This is a genomic window from Streptomyces sp. 891-h, from assembly GCF_022760275.1.
Taxonomy (GTDB): domain Bacteria; phylum Actinomycetota; class Actinomycetes; order Streptomycetales; family Streptomycetaceae; genus Streptomyces; species Streptomyces spirodelae.
Window position 1 is genome coordinate 3,414,691 of the sequence record NZ_CP050693.1, and the last position, 15,987, is coordinate 3,430,677.

The 15,987-nt window shown below is 68.2% G+C and carries 15 protein-coding genes; 12 read left to right on the plus strand and 3 right to left on the minus strand.

The window, feature by feature from the left end:
- Nucleotides 1-50 precede the first annotated feature (50 nt).
- Entirely contained in the window at nucleotides 51-1,403 is a 1,353-nt protein-coding gene (locus tag HC362_RS14715) for a hemolysin family protein (RefSeq protein WP_243084381.1), read from the plus strand.
- Nucleotides 1,400-2,419 carry a hemolysin family protein gene (locus HC362_RS14720; RefSeq protein WP_243084383.1) on the plus strand — a complete coding sequence of 340 codons (1,020 nt, stop codon included), beginning with the start codon at nucleotides 1,400-1,402 and terminating at the stop codon, nucleotides 2,417-2,419. The genes HC362_RS14715 and HC362_RS14720 overlap by 4 nt, the downstream gene beginning before the upstream one ends.
- 34 nt (nucleotides 2,420-2,453) lie before the next feature.
- Here the strand turns inward: HC362_RS14720 and HC362_RS14725 are convergent, their stop codons facing one another.
- Entirely contained in the window at nucleotides 2,454-2,687 is a 234-nt protein-coding gene (locus HC362_RS14725; RefSeq protein ID WP_243084384.1) for a twin-arginine translocase TatA/TatE family subunit, read from the minus strand.
- Between the two features lie 172 nt (nucleotides 2,688-2,859).
- Here HC362_RS14725 and HC362_RS14730 point away from each other — a divergent pair, with 172 nt between their 5' ends.
- The 3 genes from HC362_RS14730 to HC362_RS14740 all read left to right on the plus strand — a co-directional run bounded on the left by HC362_RS14730 (nucleotide 2,860) and on the right by HC362_RS14740 (nucleotide 6,308).
- Nucleotides 2,860-3,855 carry a sporulation protein gene (locus tag HC362_RS14730; protein ID WP_243084385.1) on the plus strand — a complete coding sequence of 332 codons (996 nt, stop codon included), beginning with the start codon at nucleotides 2,860-2,862 and terminating at the stop codon, nucleotides 3,853-3,855.
- A 290-nt stretch (nucleotides 3,856-4,145) separates the two neighbouring features.
- Complete coding sequence (locus HC362_RS14735) at nucleotides 4,146-4,601, plus strand: TerB family tellurite resistance protein (protein WP_243084387.1); 456 nt, start codon at nucleotides 4,146-4,148, stop codon at nucleotides 4,599-4,601.
- A 198-nt stretch (nucleotides 4,602-4,799) separates the two neighbouring features.
- On the plus strand, nucleotides 4,800-6,308 hold the full coding sequence (locus HC362_RS14740; protein WP_243084389.1) for an LCP family protein: 1,509 nt from the start codon (nucleotides 4,800-4,802) through the stop codon (nucleotides 6,306-6,308).
- Between the two features lie 55 nt (nucleotides 6,309-6,363).
- Here HC362_RS14740 and HC362_RS14745 read toward each other — a convergent pair whose 3' ends face one another.
- Nucleotides 6,364-6,798 carry a hypothetical protein gene (locus HC362_RS14745; RefSeq protein WP_243084391.1) on the minus strand — a complete coding sequence of 145 codons (435 nt, stop codon included), beginning with the start codon at nucleotides 6,796-6,798 and terminating at the stop codon, nucleotides 6,364-6,366.
- Between the two features lie 516 nt (nucleotides 6,799-7,314).
- Between HC362_RS14745 and HC362_RS14750 the strand changes: the two genes are divergently transcribed.
- Nucleotides 7,315-7,767 (plus strand): BlaI/MecI/CopY family transcriptional regulator, encoded by a 453-nt coding sequence (locus HC362_RS14750; protein WP_243084392.1) that lies wholly within the window; start codon nucleotides 7,315-7,317, stop codon nucleotides 7,765-7,767.
- Nucleotides 7,768-7,770: 3 nt separating this feature from the next.
- Nucleotides 7,771-8,709, plus strand: a complete 939-nt coding sequence (locus tag HC362_RS14755; RefSeq protein ID WP_243084394.1) for a M56 family metallopeptidase — start codon at nucleotides 7,771-7,773, stop codon at nucleotides 8,707-8,709.
- Nucleotides 8,710-8,750: 41 nt separating this feature from the next.
- Here HC362_RS14755 and HC362_RS14760 read toward each other — a convergent pair whose 3' ends face one another.
- Entirely contained in the window at nucleotides 8,751-9,683 is a 933-nt protein-coding gene (locus HC362_RS14760; RefSeq protein WP_243084395.1) for an ion transporter, read from the minus strand.
- Between the two features lie 457 nt (nucleotides 9,684-10,140).
- On the opposite strand from HC362_RS14760, the gene HC362_RS14765 reads away from it, so the two are divergent.
- The 5 genes from HC362_RS14765 to HC362_RS14785 all read left to right on the plus strand — a co-directional run bounded on the left by HC362_RS14765 (nucleotide 10,141) and on the right by HC362_RS14785 (nucleotide 15,540).
- Entirely contained in the window at nucleotides 10,141-11,352 is a 1,212-nt protein-coding gene (locus tag HC362_RS14765; protein WP_243084397.1) for an FAD-dependent oxidoreductase, read from the plus strand.
- Between the two features lie 92 nt (nucleotides 11,353-11,444).
- Nucleotides 11,445-12,341 (plus strand): RNA polymerase sigma-70 factor, encoded by an 897-nt coding sequence (locus tag HC362_RS14770; protein WP_243088603.1) that lies wholly within the window; start codon nucleotides 11,445-11,447, stop codon nucleotides 12,339-12,341.
- A gap of 366 nt (nucleotides 12,342-12,707) precedes the next feature.
- The gene (locus HC362_RS14775) at nucleotides 12,708-13,157 is read left to right on the plus strand and encodes a hypothetical protein (RefSeq protein WP_243084398.1); all 450 of its coding nucleotides are present in this window, start codon (nucleotides 12,708-12,710) and stop codon (nucleotides 13,155-13,157) included.
- Nucleotides 13,158-13,244: 87 nt separating this feature from the next.
- Entirely contained in the window at nucleotides 13,245-15,221 is a 1,977-nt protein-coding gene (locus tag HC362_RS14780; protein WP_243084400.1) for an APC family permease, read from the plus strand.
- 97 nt (nucleotides 15,222-15,318) lie between these two features.
- Complete coding sequence (locus HC362_RS14785) at nucleotides 15,319-15,540, plus strand: CarD family transcriptional regulator (RefSeq protein ID WP_243084401.1); 222 nt, start codon at nucleotides 15,319-15,321, stop codon at nucleotides 15,538-15,540.
- The last annotated feature ends 447 nt before the right edge of the window (nucleotides 15,541-15,987 follow it).

Genomic DNA, 15,987 nt, shown 5'->3' on the forward strand with positions numbered 1-15,987 from the left:
TCTCAACGCCTTCCCGCATGTGACGATCTCGCTCGGCCGGGCGGTGGTCGGTGAACGCCGCGCTGGGCCTGTTGGCCGTCGTCGTGCTGACGGCCGGCACCGGCTACTTCGTCGCCCAGGAGTTCGCCTACGTCTCGGCTGACCGGCTCGCTCTTTCCCGTGAGGCCCAGGCAGGCGACAAGCGAGCTGCCAGAGCGCTGAAGGTGCTGGAGCGCCTGTCGTTCATGCTCTCCGGGGCACAGCTCGGGATCACCGTGACCGGTCTCGTCGTCGGCTTCCTTGCCGAGCCTTCGGTTTCAGCGCTTCTCAAGCCTGTGCTGCAGGGCATGGGCCTGTCCGGTGAAGTGGTGACGGGTATCTCGCTGGTACTCGCCTTCGTTCTGGCCACCGTGTTGCAGATGGTGCTGGGCGAGCTGGCGCCGAAGAACCTCGCCATCGCTGTGCCCGAGCGGCTCGCCAAGTCGCTGGCGGCATCCACGCTGAGTTACCTCAGGATTGTCGGACCCCTCGTACGCGTCTTCGACAGCGCGGCGAACGCGCTGCTGCGCAGAGTCGGCATTCAGCCGGTCGAAGAACTGCACCACGGCGCCACTCTGGAGGAGCTCGGGCACCTCATCGGCGAAGCGCACCAGCACGGAGAGCTGCCCGCACAGACGGCGGAGCTGCTGGACCATGCGCTGGAATTCTCCGACCGGTCCCTGGGCGAGGTTCTCGTACCGCGGGCGGATGCCGTGTTCGTACGCCGGGATGCCGACGCTGCCGAGGTGGTGGCACTGATCGCCGAGCACGGCCATTCCAACTACCCGGTCCTGGGCGACCACCCCGACGACATCGTCGGCGTGGTGGGAGTACGCGAGCTGATGCGGCTGTCCGCCGACCAACTGGAGCACACAACCGCTGGTGCTCTGGCACGTTCCCCGCAGCTTCTGCCGGACTCCCTGCCCCTGCCTGCGGCCGTCAGTCAGATGCGCGACCGCGAAGACGAGTTCGCTGTTGTACTGGATGAACACGGTGGCGTGGCAGGGCTGGTCACCTACGAGGACATCGCGGAGGAGTTGGTCGGCGATATCGCCGACGAGAGCGACACCGTTGCAGCCTCCGTGCTCGCGGACGGAAACGGGTGGCTGGTCGACGGGGGCCTGCGTCTCGACGAGGTTGCTGATGCCACAGGGGTCGAGCTTCCGGAGGACAGCGACTACTCCACCATCGCCGGGCTGGTCATCGACCGCCTCGGCCGGTTCCCCACCATTGGTGACCGTCTCACCCTGGAGCTGCCGGACAAGAGCCACGTGGTCATCGACGTCAAGGCCCTCGACCGGCACGTCCCGGAACGTGTCCGGCTGGAACGCACCGTGAGTCGGCCGCCCGCAGACGGGCACCTCAGCAAGGAGAAGTCCGCATGAGCTTCCCTGTGGCCGTGCTCGTCACGCTTTTGCTGCTGACCGGCAGCGGCTTTTTCGTAGCCGCCGAGTTCGCCCTCGTCGCCGCCAAGCGGCACCGCGTCGAGAAGGCCATAGCTGAAGGCCGACGTGGCGCCAAAGCCGCCCTCGCAGGCATGCGCGAGCTCTCGCTGATGCTCGCCGGTGCGCAGCTCGGCATCACCGTATGCACCCTGGGTCTGGGCTCGGTCTCCAAACCGGCCATCTCCCACGAGCTCGACCCGGTGCTGCACCAACTGGGGCTGCCCAGCGGCATCAGCTACGGCGTCTCCTTCGCCATCGCCATGGCCGTGGTGGTCTTTCTGCACATGGTGGCGGGCGAGATGGCGCCCAAGTCCTGGGCCATCGCGCACCCCGAGCGCTCAGCGATGCTTCTCGCTCCCTCCTTCCGCAACCTGGTCAAGCTCGTGCGTCCCCTCATCTGGCTGTTCAACAAGATGAGCAACGGCTTGGTTCGGATGTGCCGGGTGACACCGCGGGACGAGCTGGCCTCCGTACACAACCGGGAACAGCTCACACACCTTGTGGCCGAGTCCGAGCGACTGGGGCTCATCGACAAGACGGATTCCGGGCTGATCACCCGGTCACTGACCGAGCCGCAGAGCCCGGTCGCGGGACTGCAGGTTCCAGCCGAGCGCATCGCTTCCGTACCAGCCGACGCGGGGCTGAATGACATCCTGCGAGCCGCAACCGACAGCGACCGCACACGTCTGCTCGTCCGCGACGGCGAAACCGTTCTGGGCTCCCTCCACGCCCGGGATGCCCTGGTCGCTCGGGCGGGCGACCGTCCGGCCCTGGCACGCGACCTGGCCAGGCCCACTCCTGAGCTCAACGAAGGCGACACGGTAGCCGACGCCGTCGAACGCCTACGGCAGAAGCGTGCCTCGTTGGCCCTCGTGCGGGACGAGTCCGGCCGCCTCACGGGGATGGTCAGCCTTGACGACCTGCTCGCCCGCCTTCTGCACCCTGCGGCCTCCTGAGCGGCCGAGCGCATCAGGACAGGAACGGCAGGGGTCAGGAGCGCTCGTGCGGGGTCGCACCGCGCTCAACGACCTCGCCGGGGACCACCAGTGAGGCTCCGGGCTCCTCTCCGCCCTGCCGTTTGTCGTCGTCCTTCAGCGCCTTCCTCTCGCTTTTGAAGATGCGCGCCGCCTTACCTGCCGAGCGGGCGAGCTCCGGCAGCTTCTTGGCCCCCACAACTACGAGGACGACGATGAGCAGCAGGGCCAGTTCACTCAACCCGAACATGTGGTCCACTCCCTGGGCCGGGCGGCGAAAACGCCGACAGCGGTGGCGACTTGAAAACTACAGTGCTGTAGAAGCCTGGCGTAGCGTAGATCCTGCGGCAAGTACGCCTCGTGACCGGGGCGGGACTGCACGCACTCAAGCGCTGGAAGACAAGTGAAGGAGAACGCCCACGATGGTGTTCAAACGGCTTCTCGGGGCTCTCGGGGTGGGCGGCCCCTCGGTGGACACGGTCCTCGACGACGGACCGGTGCGGCCGGGCGGCCCGCTCTCCGGCCAGGTGCATCTCGAAGGAGGCTCCGCCGACTGCGAGATCGAACAGATCACTCTCGAACTCGTCGCCCGGGTGGAGGCGGAGCACGGTGACGAGGAGCACGAGGGCGTGATCGCCTTCGACCGGCTCACGGTCGGCGGCGGATTTCGTCTCGCCGAAGGTGAGCGGCGCGACGTTCCGTTCACGGTCACTCTTCCGTGGGAGACGCCGATCACGGAGCTGCACGGCCAGTCCCTCGGCGTGATCCTCGGCGTCCGCACGGAGCTGGCCGTGGCGGGAGCCAAGGACAAAGGCGACCTCGACCCCCTGCGGGTGGCGCCGCTTCCCGCGCAGGAAGCCGTACTGGAGGCTCTGGGACAGCTCGGATTCGGCTTCAAATCCGCGGACCTGGAGCTGGGCCACATTCACGGCACGGGGCAGACACTGCCCTTCTACCAGGAGATCGAGCTCTCTCCGGCCCCGCAGTACGCACACGCCGTCAACGAGGTGGAGGTGACCTTCCTCGCCACCCCGGGAGGCATGGAGGTCGTCCTGGAGGCGGACAAGCGCGGCGGACTCTTCTCCGGCGGGCACGACGCCGTCAACCGCTTCACCGCCAGCCACGAGGGCGTCGAGCACGTCGACTGGAACACCGAAGTCGACTCCTGGGTACGGCGGATGGCCGAGCACCACGGCGGCTACGCCGCAGACCACGCCGGCCCGTACCCGCCCCATCAGGGCCACGGGTTCCACCACGACGACTCCCCTCACAGTCATCACCGCTCCGGTCCGAGCACCGGTGCCGTCGTCGCCGGCGCGGCGGCCGGTGTCGCTGTCGGCGTGGCCGGGGGGTTCGTGGCCGCCGAGGTCATCGACGAGGTCTTCGACGACGATGACGAGGAGGAAGAGGAGGACTGAGCACCAGCGGGGACTCGGTGCGCCCCCGTACCGGAGGCCGCCCCCGCAAGCAGGAGGCGGTCAGCAGATGAACGGTGGTCGGCAAGGCGCTCCGCCTTGCCGACCATCGCCGCAAAGCGTCCGCCCTGCCGTCCCTCTTGCGTTCAGCTACATGTACAAGGCTCAGCAGCCCCTGCCCCCAATACCTCGGAAGAAGGAGGCGAACTCCGTCTGGTAACTTCTACAGCCTGTAGAGTTCTCTGTCCCGGTATGTGTGGACGACCGGGCCGACAAGGGAGAACGGAGTTCGCATGGCCCTCTGGGACCGCATCAAGGAATCGGCGCAGACGATGCAGAGCCAGCTGGAGGCGAAGAAGAACGACCTCAAGAGCGGAGCCTTCCGGGACGCGAGCATGGCGATGTGCGCCCTGGTCGCCGCAGCCGACGGCAGCATCGACCCGGACGAGAGGCGCAAGGTCGCCCAGCTCATCGCGACCAACGAGGTACTGCAGAACTTCCCCGCCGAAGACCTGCAGGCCCGGTTCGAGGCCAACTGCGACAAGCTGACCGCCGACTTCGACTTCGGCAAGGTCAGCGTGATGCAGGAGGTCGGCAAGGCCAAGAAGAAGCCTGCCGAGGCGCGCGCCGTCATCCAGATCGGCATCGTCATCGGCGGCGCCGACGGCCACTTCGACAAGGACGAACAGGCCATCGTCCGCGAGGCATGCTACGCACTCGGGTTGCCGCCCCACGAGTTCGACCTCTGACCGCGCGCACGCACACCTGACCGCAAGCACGCACACGGCGGTCCCGGCTGCCCCCACCGCTCGCCATCTCTCGGAAAAGTCGAGGTGATCGCGGCAGTCGGCAGGAGACCGATGGGCGGTGCGCGCCAAGCCGCGTACCGCCTTCTGCCTTCCTTTCCGTCTCCTCCCTCACCCCGTCGCGCAAGACCAGGAGCCCGCATGCCGAAACACAGCATGAGGGGCGAGGACGCCCCCGAAGGGAAGGGGAGAACGGCTGGCCGACAGCACGCCGTGCGCAAAGAGACGCGAATAGCAGGCGTCATAGTGCTTTCCCTCCTGGTGCTTGTGACATCGGGTGCTGCGTGGCTCTACGTGCGACTGAACGGCAACATCAGCACCTTCGGGTCCGATGGGCTGAGCAAGAACCGCCCGGATGCGGGTGCAGGCGGACAGAACGTCCTGGTCATCGGTTCTGACGCGCGCACCGACGGCAACGACCGGCTGGGCGGTGGCCGCAAAGACGACATAGGGCGCTCCGACACAGCCTTCCTGCTCCACGTATACGGCGACAGCGAGCACGCTGTCGCCGTCTCCTTTCCCCGGGACGCGCTGGTGGATATTCCGCCCTGCAAGCTGCCCGACGGCACCTGGAGCCGCACCCGGCACAACGCGATGTTCAACGCGGCCTTCTCGGTCGGACAGACCGAGGAGGGCAACCCCGCTTGCACTCAGAACACGGTCGAGAAGCTGACCGGGCTGCGGGTGGACCACACCGTCGTCGTCGACTTCAAAGGCTTCTCCGCGGTGACCGAAGCCGTCGGCGGCGTGCCGGTCTGCGTGCCCAAGGACATCTATCAGAACGACCTGAACCCCAACCGGCGCTCCCGCGGCAAGCTCCTCTTCCACGCCGGAGAGCAGACAGTCTCCGGCCAGCGGGCGCTGGACTACGTACGTATCCGGCACGGCATAGGGGACGGTTCCGATATAGGCCGCATCAAGCGCCAGCAGGCTTTCGTCGGCTCCCTGATAAAGAAGATCAAGCAGCAGGGCTTCAGCCCGACAACTCTGCTGCCCCTCGCAAACGCCGCCACGAAGTCCATGACGGTCGATGAAGCCCTGGGTACGCCGAAGAAGATGGTCGACTTCGCCATGTCGCTCAAGGGGATCGATCTGGACAACACCCGATTCGTCACCGTGCCATGGCGCTACCAGGGCAACAGAGTCGCCATCGTGCAGCCGGACGCGAATGAACTGTGGGCGGACATCAAAGCGGATCGCACGCTGAGCGGAGCCGACGCCAGTGGCGGACCGTCCGAAGGACAGAAGGACTCCGCGCGCCCCTCGCCGAACTCCGACTCGGTGCAAGGCGACGGCATCAGCGTCTCTGTCTACAACGGCACCACTACATCCGGTCTCGCCGCAGCCGCAGCCGATGCGCTGCGGGAGCACCACTTCTCAGTGGCCGACAGTGGGAATGCCGCCACACAGGACCACACGGCAACCGTCATCTCATATGGGCCGGGCGAGCACTCCGAGGCGACCAAACTTGCCAAGCTCTTCCCAGGCGCGACAACCGAGCCGGGCACAGCGCAGGGCCTGAGGGTGACCCTGGGAACTGACTACGAGCCTCACCGTGCCCAGGACAACGATGGAGCAGGTGGCAAGGAGCACAACCACAAGGGACGCTCAGCAGCGGACAATCCCTGCGACGACCTCTCCTATGGATGAGCGCCGTGCGCTTTAGCAAGTCCCGCAGATACGTCTCCCAGACGGCTCCACAGGTTCACTCCGAACTTGGTTCCGCCGAATCCCCGAGCTCAGCGCTTCCGAAGCCGGGCGCCTGGTATCCCGGGCTGAAACCCGATGACGAGTTCGGCTCTGCCGTCCGCGCATTCGACCGGTCCGGCCGTTCACCGCCGGCCTCAAGCAGCCGAGTACGCAGATAGGGCAGCACGGCGCGCTCCAGAAGCGCCGTCCGCCAGGCGGCGTGCGCCTCCTCCACGCTGCGCTCCCCCATCGGCTCCGGCCGCGAACCGCCCCGGAAGCGTGAGCTGGGCCGCGAATGGCTGCGCGCGGCGACGAAGAGTCTGCCGAGGCCGAGAGCCCCCGTAACCGCTGCGATGCCGGCGCCCGACCAGCCAGTCAGCACCAGGGAGGTACCGACATCCTGCTGGGAATCGATGAGGATCAGCAGGTAGCCGAGCAGCAGGAAGATCACAGATGCCGCCCCGGAGATCAACGGAACGAGGACCGCAAGGGCAGCAAGCAGTCCTCCGCCATGCTCGTGAGCCGCCCCCGACGCCGACTGGGTCGGTTCTCTGCCGGAGTGAGCCACCTCCCGGGCCCGCTCCAGTGCCCGGTACTCCTCAGCCACCACGTGAACCAGGTCGGCGGCAGAGTCACGCGCTGCCTTCCGCAGACGTTCCGCCGTCCCCGCTGGCGAGTTCCGGAGAGCTTCACGGAACGGCTCGCTGCGGAGGGCCTCCTCGGCCAGCTCCTCGACCTCCCGTAGGTCTTGCGGAGAAATGGATCGGGAGGACGGCTCGTTCTCGTCCCCGACCGGCAAAGCTCCCACGACTCTTCCCTTCCGGGCGCACGCCAACAGCAGTTTTCTACAAACATGTAGAAGATACTGGAGGCGCTTCGTGCCAACCACAACTGCATGGAGATGCAAGGAGATCGGCTCACGCAGCAGATTGGCTAACGTAGGTCACCGGGCAGCAAGGGAGGAGCCATGGACAAAGCAGGGCAGGAACCGGGGCGGCGGCGCGGGCAGGGGCAGCTCGAAGCCATGGTGCTCACAGCGCTGCACGAAGCAGAGGAACCGGTGACCGCTGCATGGGTACGGGATCGGATGGGCGGCGGCCTCGCCTACACCACCGTGATCACCATCCTCTCCCGCCTGCTCGCCAAGGGTGCGGTGACGCGGAAGAAGGCCGGACGCTCCTTCGTATGGACACCCGCCGCTGATGCGGCCGGTCTCGCAGCGAACCGCATGCGTCAGATGCTCGACAAAGAGAGCGACCGGGGAACCGTGCTGACCCGCTTCGTCTCCGGACTGACCGGCGAGGACGAGCAACTGCTGCGGGACCTGCTGGCGAAGAGCCACGACAGGTCTGCGGCAGAAGGCGCCCAGGAAAGCGGCACCGGCCCGCAAGCAGGCGGCACCCGAAGGAAGCGCGACTGAGCCGTGGGCTTGTTCGTCCTCCTCCCCCTCGTGCTGCCCCTGACGTCCTGGCCGGTCGCCCGGCTCGCGGAGCGCCGTCTGCACCCCCGTACGGCGACGCTCCTGCTGGCGGCGGTCGGCGCGGTTCTCGCGGCGTGCAGCACCCTGTGCCTCGTGCTCCTGGTCGTCGTCGGCACCGCGCAGCTGCCCGGCAACCCGCTGCCCGACGGCTGGTCGGACCCGGAAGTGCGGCAGGCCGTCCCCTACGACGAGGTCCTGGGCCAAGCCTCCATTCCGGCGCTCGCCGCCCTCCTCGCCACCTGCGGCAGCACCATCGTCCGCCACAGGCGCGTCCATCGAAGGGCTTTACTGGCGCTTGAGGGGGTGCGGAACTCCTCTGTCGCGGTCCTTCCCGACAAGGCTCCGTACGCCTTCGCCCTGCCTGGCACGCGACGCAGCCGGAAACGGATCGTCGTCTCCACCGGCATGCTCGACGCCCTGGAACCCGCCGAACGGCGCGCGCTCTTCGCTCACGAGCGGGCACATCTGGCCGCCCGCCACCATCGCCTTCTGCTGCTCGCGCGGCTGTCCGCCAACGCCCACCCGTTCCTGCGGCCGCTGCGAACGGCCGTCGAATTCGGCGTCGAACGCTGGGCCGACGAAGCGGCGGCACAGCACGTGGGCGACCGGCGCCTGACAGCCCGCGCCGTGGGCAAGGCCGCGCTCATCGCCACATCAGGCTCACCGAGTGGTGTCCTCGCCTTCGCGGCCGCCGGCCAGGTGCCCCGCCGCGTTCAGGCCCTGCTCGCGCCCGCACCCACCACTCGCTTGTGGCGACCTCCCGTCACCGCTTCCGCGTTCGCCACCTGGCTGGCAGCGGCCGGCGCCGCGGCCTCCGCCCTGTCATCCGCAAACGCCGCCATCACCCTGGCGCTGATCCTCCAGGCAGCCACACCGCTCTGACGTGCGGGTTGGTGGCCACCGTCCTGGAAACGACTGCACCTCTATACCCGCTCCTGGCTGTCCCCGGCTGACGAAAGCCGTGCCAAGCCGCTCTCCAACGAATCCAGCGAACGTCGCATCTCCGCGATCTCCGCCCGCAGCCGCACCACCTCCCCCGTGGCCACCTCGTCGGCCTGCGACACGTCCACGTGGTGGCCCCCTGTTGGTGACACCGAGGAGGAGGCTTCACCTTCCCCGCCCTCCATCTCGCTCGCCTCGTCGAGGGACTTGATCACCACTCCGACCAGCACATTGACCAAGACGAAGGAGCCCAGCAGAACGAACGAGGCGTAATAGCCGAGCGCCCAGCGCGATACTTCCAGACCGCCGCGAACGGCGTCTCCCAGCCCGTCCAGCGTCATCAGCAAGAAGAGTGTGAGGACAGCTCGTCCGAGTGAGCCGAAGTGCTCGGGGTCCTCGTCAGCGAAGAAGACCCAGCCCAGCATCGCGTAGAGGTACAGCAGCAAGGTGCCGACCAGCAAAAAGCTCACCGTTCCCGGCAAGCTCCGCCCAACCGCCACCAGCACGATGCGCAACTGCGGCAGAAAACGAGCGGCCCGCAGCACCCGGGAGAGCCGGAGCAACCGGAGGATGGTTGCGTTCTCCCGGACGACGGGGAGGTAACCGCACAGCACCACCGCGAAGTCGAAGAGGTTCCACGGATCGCGCAAGAAATCCTTCGGCCGGTCCGCGTGTGCACCCGCACGCAGCAGGATCTCGACGGTGAAGAGGCCGAGGAAGATGTGCTCGACTGCCCGTAACGCACCCTCCCAGTGCTGCACCACTCCGGCATACGTCTCGGCACCGAGCACCGCCGCGTTCGCAGCGATCATCCCGAAGACCACCACGGAGAACCGGCGGTCCTCCGTGATCTCCCTGCAACGAGCTGCGCAACGGGCTCGCCAACTACAGCGGACGGCGCTCGGACTCGCCATGGCTCTGTTCTGATCTCCTCGCCGACTCGCCCGGCCACGCTCGGTTCCAGGCGGCGCACTTCCCCGTTCTGCGTGCCGGAGCAGAATTTTCTACGCCAGTGTAGAGGGAGTGGAAAGGCCGACTGCGGCGCTGCGGGTAGCCCTCCCCCACCGGCGACGTGCCGTCAGCCGGAACGGGGCCGCGGTATGCCACGTCGCGGGGCGCAGGCCGGCTGTCGGACGGGCGAGCGAGCCGGCCACCTGTATACCTCCGGAGGGGTCTCGGACGCCGCAACTGCTGGACCGCTTCCGGCAGGTGGAGCAGAACGCGATGCAAGCCCCCGACTGGCCACCATCGAGTCGCTGGCCCATCGCCTCGCCGGCCGAGCCCCCCATGAAGTGATCTGAGCCACAAGCTGTCACAGCGACCTAGGGCGCGGTGTCTTGAGGCCGAGCACCTGAAATCGGAGGAGGCACCATGGCTGGGAACACGCATGTGGTCGTGATCGGTGGCGGATACGCGGGCGTGATGGCCGCGAACCGGCTGACGCTGCGCGACGATGTGAGCGTGACGCTGATCAACCCGCGCCCGGACTTCGTCCACCGGCTCCGCCTGCACCAGCTGGTGGGCGGGACCGACGACGCGGTCGTCGCCTACCGGGACGTACTGGCCGAGCGCGTGCGGCTGGTGGTCGACACGGTGACCCGTATCAACGCGGCCGAGCGCCACGTCGTGACGCAGGCGGGCGGTGGCACCCTCGACTACGACTACCTGGTCTACGCCGTGGGCAGTGGCAGCTCCGAAGCGAACGTGCCAGGGGTGGCCGAGTTCGCCTACCCGGTCGCCACCCTGGAGGAGGCACAGCGGTTGCGCTCGGTCCTCGACGCCGTGCCCGCCACGGCCGAGGTGACGGTGGTCGGCGCCGGTCCCGCCGGCATCGAGACCGCCGCCGAGCTGGCGGAGCAGGGCCGCAGGGTGACCCTGGTCTGCGGTGGCGTGCTCGGCCCGTATCTGCACACCCGGGGCCGGCGCTCGGTCGCGAAGCGGCTCGCCAAGCTCGGTGTGACGGTCGTCGACGGCTCCGACACGAAGGTGACGGCAGTGACCCGCGAGGCCGTACGGCTCGCGAACGGCCGTGACGTGACGAGCGAGATCACCGTCTGGGCCGCCGGCTTCGGCGTCCCCGACCTGGCAGCGCGCAGCGGGCTGAGCACCGACACCGAGGGCCGCCTGCTCACGGACGAGACGCTGACCAGCGTGGATGACGCACGCATCCTCGCGGCCGGGGACTCGGCGTCACCTTCCGGGCTTCCGCTGCGGATGAGCTGCCTGAACGCGTCGCCGCTGGCCGCCCGGGCCGTCGAGACCGTGTTCAGCCGACTCGCGGGTGAGCAGCCGGACAGCCTCCACCTGTCGTTCTACGCCCAGTGCATCAGCCTGGGCCGGAGCGCGGGCATCTACCAGTTCGCCAACAGGTCCGATGTCGCGATCGGGGTGCACATCGACGGCGGCCTGGGCGCCAAGATCAAGGAAAAGGTCTGCACGGCCACCCTCGAACACCTGGCCACGGAGGCGAAGAAGCCCGGCTCGTTCCGTCTGCACCGGTCGCCGGGAGGTGTCGCCAAGCGCCGGCAACTGCTGCGCACCCACGGCGTCGAGGCGCCGGCCGCGGCCGACCGGGCTGCCTGACCGGTGCCTGCTGCGAGGCTCTTGCCGTGGACGCACACGAACGTGGTCGGCCGCCGGGGCCGGCCACGGAGGACGAGGAGAAGGGACGAGAGATGAGCGACGAGGCCACCGGCCCGGCGACCGAGACGTTCCTCGCCCACCGCAACCTGCTCTTCACCGTCGCCTACGAGATACTCGGATCGGCCGCCGACGCCGAAGACGTCCTCCAGGAGACCTGGCTGCGCTGGGTCAAGGCCGACCGGCGGCAGGTGCACGACCAGCGCGCCTACCTGGTACGGATCACCACCCGCCAGGCGCTCAACCGGCTGCGCACCGTGAAGCGCCGCCGGGAGGCGTACGTCGGCCCCTGGCTGCCCGAGCCGCTGCTCACCACGCCGGACGTGGCGCAGGACATCGAGCTCGCCGAGAGCGTGTCGATGGCGCTCATGCTCGTCCTGGAGACGCTCTCGCCGACCGAGCGCGCCGTCTTCGTGCTGCGCGAGGTCTTCGACATCGGCTACGACGAGATCGCGGCCGCCGTCGACAAGAGCCCCGCGGCTGTCCGCCAGATCGCCCACCGCGCCCGTCGGCACGTCGATTCCCGCCGCCCGCGCCGGGTGGTCTCCTCCCGGGAGGGCCAGGCGGTCCTGGAGTCGTTCCGGCGCGCGGTCGACACCGGGGACCCGCAGGCGCTCCTCGAGGTGCTCGCCCCCGAAGTCGTCCTGATGAGCGACGGCGGCGGCATCAAGCACGCCGCGCTGCGGCCGGTCACCGGCGCCGAGCAGGTGGCCCGGATGTTCGCCGGTGGCATAGGCAAGTTCGCCGGCAAGATCACCGCCGAACCGACCGTGGTCAACGGCAGCCCCGCGCTCCTGGTCCGCCTGGACGGCGAGATCGACGGTGTCATGGCCCTCCGCGTCGAGGACGCCCTCATCACCGGCCTCTACTACGTCCGAAACCCGGAGAAGCTGTCCCACGTCACATCCGAGACCCCGCTCACCGTGCGCTGAACCCGTTCCCTTCCTGGACCCGCCTGACCGCAATGGGTCCGATCCGTTCCTGCCTGCCGAATTCGGCATCGCGCCGGCCCTGATGCCGCTTCCCGCCACCGGCGGGGTGCCGCTGATGGCCGGCGCGCCCATTCCCGTGGAAGCATTCGGTCTTCCAAAGTCCCGTACCCACCAGCGCATTCCAGCGTATTCCTGCGCGTTCCAGCGCATTCCTGCGTATTCCTGCGTATTCCTGAGGCGGGAGCTCCCAGGGCTCGTGGGTGAATCAGTGGAGTGTCGCGGCCTCTTTGTCTCCGCGTGGCCGGACGCACGCGTATAAAGAACGTCCCGAGGTCCGGGCGGCCCGGATTCTTTTGAGGCGGGAACGTGATCGTTTCTCTCTGGCAGCGGCACGGCAGCTTGCGTCCGGTTCCCGAACCCCTGCCCACGCCTGTGGTGTGGGCAGGAGCGTTCGCCGGCTCTCTGGTGGTCGTGGCCGTGCTGCGAGCCACTGTCGGGCTGGGAAGTCCGCTGGTCGCCCTGACGACGTTCGGTGTGCTCACAACCGTTCTGGGGCTGAGCGGTCGGGCAGGGGCGGCGCCGGGTACGGCCGGGCTGTGCTGGCTGTTCCACAACAGTTTCGCGGTGGCGCCGCAGGGGGAACTGAGCTGGAACGGTTCCATGGAGGTCGCCCGGCTGGGCCTTTTCCTCGGCCTTTCTTTGCTGGGTACCAGCGTTGCGCGCGCCGCAGACGCAGCAGGCGCATACCAACGGCTGACAACACAAGCCGCGGTGCGTGGCAGCGCCAGTGACCCCGGAAAGCCCGCGCTCGAATAGCGCGCACCGGGACATCGTGCATTTCGGCGCGACATCACCGTGTGGCAGAGGGCGTCTTCCGGCTGCCCGTCTCTACCATCCGGTCGTGTGACATGGCTCCCAAAAACGGTGCTTCTCGGCCGACCGCTGCGTACGGAGCAACTGCGGGAAACGCTGCTGCCCAAGCGGCTGGCCCTGCCGGTGTTCTGCAGCGACCCGCTCTCCTCGGTCGCGTACGCCACCGAGGAGACGCTGCTGATCCTGGCGCTCGGCGGTACCGCGTTTCTGGATCTGGCCTGGTACATCGGCCTCGTCATCGTGCTGCTGCTGACCGTGGTGATCGCCTCGTACCGGCAGACGTGCCACGCCTATCCGCACGGCGGTGGCGCGTACGCCGTCAGCGCCGACAACCTCGGCGCCACCGCAGCGCTGACCGCGGCCAGCGCGCTGCTGGTCGACTATGTGCTGACCGTGGCCGTCTCCGTGGTGGCGGGCGTCGCCGCCGTCACCTCGGCCGCCCCTGCTCTGGCGGGCCACGCGGTCGGAATGTCGGTCGGCTTCGTGGTGCTGCTGGCGCTGGTGAACCTGCGGGGAGTCAGAGAAACCGGGCGGGCTTTCGCGATGCCCACCTACGGGTTCGTGCTCGGCGTCTTCGTGATGTTCGCGTTCGCCGCTGTACGGATGGCGAAGGGTGCCACCATTCGCGCCGAGTCCGCTGATCTGCCCATCCACGCCACCAGCAGTTTCGCCGGAGTGGCGCTGGTGTTCCTGGTCATGCGGGCGTTCGCCTCCGGCTGTACGGCGCTGACCGGGGTGGAAGCGATCAGCAACGGCGTGCCGGCCTTCGCCAAGCCGAAATCCCACAACGCGGCAGCCACGCTGGCGATCATGGGACTGATCTCCGTGAGCATGTTCGTCGGCATCACGGTCCTGGCGCTGGTCTACCAGGTGCATGTCGCCGACGACCCCACCGCGCTCGGGCTGCCGGCCGACGCCTCCCCGCCCACGGCCCTGGCCCAGATCGCGAGGGCCACCTTCGGCGACGTCCACTTCCTCTTCTACTACCTGCAGGCGGCGACCGCGGGCATCCTCATCCTGGCCGCCAACACCGCCTTCAGCGGCTTCCCCACCCTCGCCTCGATCCTCGCCCAGGACCGCTATCTGCCCCGGCAGTTGCACCACCGCGGCGACCGGCTGGTGTTCTCCAACGGCATCATCCTGCTGTCGCTGGCCGCCGTCGGACTCATCGTCGCCTTCAACGCCAGCGTCACCGCGCTCATCCAGCTCTACATCATCGGCGTCTTCGTCTCCTTCACCCTCTCCCAGGCCGGCATGGTCAAGCACTGGAACAAGCTGCTGCCGCAGACCTCGGACAGGGCGGAGCGCGTACGTATGCACCGTTCACGCCTCATCAACGCCACCGGGGCGACCTTCACCGGCATCGTGCTGGTGATCGTGCTGATCACCAAATTCACCCACGGCGCCTACATCGTCATCCTCGCCATGCCGCTGCTCTTCCTCGCCATGAAGGGCGTACGCAGGCACTACGACACCGTGGCGGCCGAGCTTGCCGTGCCGCCCGACGCCCGGCCCGAGCGCCCTTCCCGCAACCACGCGATCGTCCTGGTCTCCAAGATCGACGCGCCCACGATGCGAGCCATCGGCTACGCCCAGTCCATCCACCCGCAGAGTGTGGTGGCTCTGACCGTCGCCGAGGAGCCGCAGGAGACCGCCGCCCTGCGGGACGCGTGGGAGCGCCACGAAATGGGTGTGCCGCTGGTCGAGCTGGAATCGCCGTATCGCGAGATCAGCCGCCCGGCACTGAGCTATGTCCGCGGTCTCCGCAAGGAGAGCCCCCGCGACGTGATCACCGTCTTCATCCCCGAGTACGTACCCGACCACTGGTGGGGCCAGCTCCTCCACAACCAGAGCGCCCTCCGGCTCAAGGCCCGGCTGCTGTTCACCCCCGGCGTCATGGTCACCAGCGTCCCCTACGTGCCGCATCCCCACGAGCACCATGAGCACCGCGAGCACCACGGGCAGCATGAGCACCACGAGCACCCGCACAGCAGCCCCGGCACCTGACTCGGACCGGGCCATCGGCATGGCCGGCACGCCAGTCCGTCAGCGGGTGACATGGACAGCGCAGCGGACGAGCCGGTGCGGGCGCATACTGGGCGCAATGACAAAGCCCTTTGCACCGAAGCGTCATCTGCCCAGCAGCCCCTTCAAGGCTCCGGTCACGCCGGCTCCCAAGCACTTCGCCGTTGGCGACCAGGTCACACACGACACCCACGGCCTCGGCCGGGTGATCGGCGTCGAGGACGGCGTCGCGGCACTCGTGGATTTCGGCCCCGCGCAAATGCGGATCTCGAGCCCCTACACCAAGATGACCAAGCTGTAGGACCGAACGTGCCCGGTCACGGCACGCCGGGCCCCTTCGGGGGCCTGTACCGGAAGGAAGCCCCACTCATCGACACGACCTCGCTGTTCTCCGCCCGGGAAGAGCACTCCCGCTACTCCGCTGCGGCATTGGCGCCTCCGACGACAAACCCCTTCCAGGCACCCGACTTCGGGGAGAACGAGAACTTCCCGCACGCGGATGAGCAGGGGTCCGTTTCGGACGCGCGTGCGGGGCGCCCCGAGGCAACTGGCGGCTAGCAGCCGGCAGCGGCCAGGGACCAGGCCACGCCGACGCGGCAGACCGCATCGACCGGTCCACGGTGATGTGGATTCCGCACCCCTGCCGCGTCGACGGGCTGACGGCGCAACCATCCGGCCGCCTGGCCGGTGACGCCGGACGCCACGCCAAGGACACCGTCCACCACTCCCGAGCGTCCGCAGGACCGAG